Here is a 4387-nt window from a genome sequence, read left to right on the forward strand (position 1 = left end):
GGTGGGGACGGCGGTGGGGACGGCGCGCTCACCGGCAGCGACCTCATGGCGAGCACCGGGCTCTCGCGCGCCACCGTGCACGACGTGTGCGAGGAGCTCATCGGGCGCGGCTGGCTGCGCGAGCTGGACGACGCGCGCGCCTCCGGTGCCGCCTACGTCAAGGGCCGCCCCGCGCGCCGCTACGCGCTGCGGGCGCGCGCCGGCGTCGTCGTCGGCGTGGACGCCGGCGTCGCCCAGCTCTCCGCCGCGGTGGCCGACCTGCGCGGCACCCCGCTGGGCCGGGCCCGCGCGCGCGTGGAGCACGACCACGAGCGCACCCCGGTCGCCGAGCGCCTCGCCGCGCTGGAGCGCACCGCCCTGGCCGCCCTCGACGACGCCGGGGCCGGGCCCGGCGAGGTGCTGGCCGCCGCCGTCGGGGTGCCCGCGCCCGTCGGCGCCGACGGGCGCACCGCCTTCCTCGGCAACGCCTACTGGGCCTTCACCAACCCGGGGATCTCCCAGCACCTGCACGAGCGCCTGGGCTGGCCGGTGCTCACCGACAACGACGCCAACCTCGCCGCGCTCGCCGAGGAGCACCGCGGGCACGGCCGCGCGGTGCGCCACCACGTCACCCTGCTGACCGGGGAGCGCTTCGGCGCCGGGATCGTCGCCGACGGCCGGCTGCTGCGCGGCGCGCACGGCGGGGCCGGGGAGATGCGCTACCTGGACCTGGTCACCGGCGTGGGCTCCGCCGACGGCGTGGCCCGCAGCCTGCGCGAGCTCGTCGCCGCGCGCGGCGGGGCCGAGGGGCCCGAGCAGGTGCTGGCCGCGGCGGCCGCCGGGGACCGCGCCGCGCTGGCCCTGGTGCGCACCGCCGGGCGCCGGCTGACGCGGGTGGTGGCGACGCTGGCCAGCCTGGTGGACACCGAGCGCGTGGTGCTCGCCGGGGCGCTGGCCGCCTCGGCCGGGCCGCTGGTGGAGCTGGTGCGCCGGGAGCTGCCGCGGTTCCTGGAGGAGCCGCGGCCGGAGGTGCTCGCCTCGCGGCTGGGCGCCGACGTCGTCGTGCTCGGCGCCGTGGACCGCGCGGTGCGCGAGGTGCGCGAGCGGGCGCTGGAGCTGCACCCGCGTCCCTGAGGCGGCCCGGCGCGCAGGGCCCGCGCGCAGGGCACCCGGGGACCCTCAGCGGCGGTAGCGCTCCACGAAGCGCCGCAGCAGCAGCGGCGGCACGTCGGCGCGCGAGGCGCGCAGGCGCTCCACGACCCGCTCGTACTCCTCGGGCGGGAAGTACCCCGCGCCCCGGTAGACGGTGACGCGCTCGACGATGCCCTCGACGTCCAGCTCGGGGTGGAACTGCGTGGCGTACTGGTGGCCGCCGGTGCGGAACGCCTGCACCGGGCACTCCGGCGAGCTCGCCAGCACCACCGCGCCCGGCGGCGGCACGCGCAGCGCCTCCTTGTGCCCCACGAACGCGTCGAACACGGGCGGCAGCGCCCCGAAGAGGGGGTCGGCGCGGCCGGCGTCGGTGAGGGTGACCGGCACCGCGCCGATGGGCTCGCCGTGCGTGCGGTCCACCACGCCGCCCCGGTGCACGCCGAGGGTGCCGATGCCGTAGCAGGCGCCGAGGAACGGCACGTCGGCGGCGACGACCCGGTCCAGCAGCGCGGACAGCTCCCGCTCCACGCGGCGCTGCACGGGCGGTTTGGACGCCTCGGGGTCCGAGGTGCAGAACGGGCTGCCGCCGACGACGACGCCGGAGAAGCCCTCCGGGTCCAGCGGCGGCATCGGCCCGCGCTCCAGGCGCACCCGCACCAGCTCGTCCTCGGCCAGGCCGCCGTAGCGCAGCACCGCGGCGTGCTCGGCGTCGGCGACACCGTCGTCCTCGCGGGTGGCCAGCAGCAGGAACGGTCTCACGCCGCGCACGGTATCCCGGCCCGCCGGCCCGGGCGCGCCTAGCGCGGCGCCCGCACCAGCTCCCCGGGCAGCAGCGAGCCGATCCAGCCGTCCAGGCGCTCGCCGCGGTGCACGAGCAGCCCGCGCACCTCGCCCTCCCGGCGGAAACCGCAGGTGCGCGCCACCCGCCAGGAGGCCTCGTTGCCCACGACCGCCTCCCAGTGCACGCCCCGCACGCCCAGCTCGTCGAAACCCCACGCCAGGGCCGAGCGGGCCGCGCGGGTCATCGCCCCGCGACCGCGGGCCCACGGGGCCAGGCCGTAGCCGATCCCGGCCCAGCCGCCGGCGGTGCGGCGCAGGTCCAGCGTCCCGGCGAAGCGGCCCTCGAGCTCCACCGCCAGCGCGGCGCACTCCCCCGCGGCCCACTGCTCGCGCACGTGCCGCAGGAACCCCTGCGCGTGCTCGGGCGAGTACGGGTGCGGCACGGTGGTGAAGCGCACCGTGTCGGGGTCGCGGCACTGCTCCAGGACGCCGGCCGCGTCCTCGGGGACGTGGCGGCGCAGCAGCACCGGGCCGTCGCGCAGCTCGACGGCCCCGGGCAGCCGCCAGGGGGTGTCCACCTCCCCAGGCAACCGTCCCGCGGGCGCGGTGTCCAGCCGTCCCCGCGCCCGCGCGCCTCAGCCGCGGTTGCGCTTGACCCGGCCCTCCACCAGGCCCAGCACCACGTCGGACAGCTTGCCGAGCACCGCCAGCAGGACGATCGCCAGCAGGACCTGGTCGGTGCGGCCCTGGTTCTGCCCGTTGACCATCTGGAACCCCAGGCCGATCGAGGAGTTGATCAGCTCGGCGGCCACGAGGAACAGCCAGCTCTGCGCCAGCGCCAGGCGCAGGCCCGACAGCAGCGAGGGGGCCGTGGCCGGCAGCAGGATCTCCGTGAACAGCCGCAGGCCGCGGCGGCCGAACGCGCGGCCGACCTCCACCAGCGCCGGGTCCAGGTGCGAGAGCGCGGAGAACACGGTCGTGAACACCGGGAAGAACGCGCCGATCGCGACGAGCACGACCTTCGGCGTCTCCCCGATGCCGATCCACAGCGACAGCAGCGGCACCCACGCCAGCGAGGGCACTGCGCGCAGCGCGCCCAGCGTCGGCGAGAGCAGCTCCGAGGCCAGCCGGGACAGGCCGGTCAGGCCCCCCAGGACCACGCCGATCAGGGCGCCGCAGGCGAAGCCGATGAACACCCGCTGGACGCTGATGGCGATGTTCGTCTGCAGGTCGCCGGTGCCCCACAGCCGCTGCGCGGCGCGCAGCACGCCCGCCGGCGGCGGCATCTGGTTCGCGCTGAACACCCCCAGGGTGGAGGTGAGCTGCCACGCCGCCAGCAGCAGCAGCGGCAGCACCGCCCCCAGCAGCCAGCGCGGGCGCCGGCGCACCGCGCCGGCCGCCGGCGCCGCGGGCGCCGGGCGCGTCGCGGTGCTCACGAGGGCACCGACGGGGAGGCGGAGGCGATCGCCCCCTGCGCGAACTGCGGGGCGAACAGCCCGTCGAGGGCCCGGCCGGCGGCGTCCTCGGAGTCCACGTCGCCCGAGGACGCCATGAGCGGCACGATCGCCTCCAGCACCTCGCGCTGCGCCTCGCCCGGCACCGGGTCGATGTCGAAGCCGGTGCGCTCCAGCACCAGCTGCGCGACCTCCGGCGTCAGCTGCGCCTGCTCGGCGTACAGCGCGGCCAGCTCCTGCGGGTTCTCGATCGCCCACGTGCGGGCCTGCCCGTACGCGTCGGCGACCTGCTGCGCCAGCTCCGGGGAGTCCTGCAGGAACTGCTCGCGGGCGTTGAGCATCCCGAAGGTGTTGAACGCCACGTTGCGGTACAGCAGGCGCGAGCCGGCCTGCAGCTGCGAGGCGGCCATGTTGGGGTCCAGGCCCGCCCAGGCGTCCACGTCGCCGCGCTCCAGCGCCGCGCGCCCGTCGGCGTGCTGCAGGTTGGTGATCTCCACGTCGGCGGCGGACAGGCCCGCCTCGGCCAGCGCCTGCTGCAGGAAGAAGTACGGGTCGGTGCCGGTGGTGGCGGCGATCCGCTTGCCGCGCAGCGCGGCGACGTCCTGCAGGGCGGAGCCCTCCGCCACCACCAGGGCGGTCCACTCCGGCTGGGAGTACACGGTGATCGTCTGCACCGCCGAGCCGTTCGCGCGCGCCTGCAGCACCGCCGAGCCGGCCGTGCTGGCGACGTCGAGGTTGTCGTTGCGCAGGAACTCGTTGGCCTTGTTGCTGCCCAGGGACTGCTCCCAGACGACCTCCAGGCCGGCGTCCTCCAGGATCCGGCGCTGGCGCACCACCAGGCTCAGCGGGTTGTAGAGGGCGTAGTCCAGGCGCACGCGCCCGGAGGCGCCCCCGGCACCGGGACCCGAACCCGAGGCGGAGCCCGAGCCGCCGGAGGACTCCCCCTGCACGCAGCCGGCGGCGGTGACGGCCAGGCCGCCCAGGACGAGGCCCAGCGCGGTGCGGCGCGAGCGGAGCGGGGC

At 77.4% G+C, this 4387-nt stretch carries 5 protein-coding genes; 1 reads left to right on the plus strand and 4 read right to left on the minus strand.

The window, feature by feature from the left end; genetic code table 11:
• Window positions 1–1113 (plus strand): ROK family protein (locus GTR00_RS15400; RefSeq protein ID WP_166612479.1); only part of this gene is annotated, 1113 nt, incomplete at its 5' end.
• Window positions 1114–1158: 45 nt separating this feature from the next.
• On the opposite strand, the gene GTR00_RS15405 is transcribed toward GTR00_RS15400, so the two are convergent.
• The 4 genes from GTR00_RS15405 to GTR00_RS15420 form a co-directional block, all read right to left on the minus strand.
• The gene (locus tag GTR00_RS15405; RefSeq protein WP_166612480.1) at window positions 1159–1890 is read right to left on the minus strand and encodes a glutamine amidotransferase; all 732 of its coding nucleotides are present in this window, start codon (window positions 1888–1890) and stop codon (window positions 1159–1161) included.
• A gap of 38 nt (window positions 1891–1928) precedes the next feature.
• A complete protein-coding gene (locus GTR00_RS15410; protein WP_166612481.1) occupies window positions 1929–2489 on the minus strand; it encodes a GNAT family N-acetyltransferase in 561 nt (186 codons plus the stop codon).
• 57 nt (window positions 2490–2546) lie between these two features.
• Window positions 2547–3347: an ABC transporter permease gene (locus GTR00_RS15415; protein WP_323132513.1), complete on the minus strand. Its 801-nt coding sequence runs from the start codon at window positions 3345–3347 to the stop codon at window positions 2547–2549.
• Window positions 3344–4387 (minus strand): aliphatic sulfonate ABC transporter substrate-binding protein (locus GTR00_RS15420; RefSeq protein WP_205705908.1); only part of this gene is annotated, 1044 nt, incomplete at its 5' end. The genes GTR00_RS15415 and GTR00_RS15420, both read right to left, overlap by 4 nt.

The sequence above is a fragment of the Kineococcus indalonis genome (assembly GCF_009906395.1).
In the GTDB taxonomy this organism is placed as follows: Bacteria; Actinomycetota; Actinomycetes; order Actinomycetales; family Kineococcaceae; genus Kineococcus; species Kineococcus indalonis.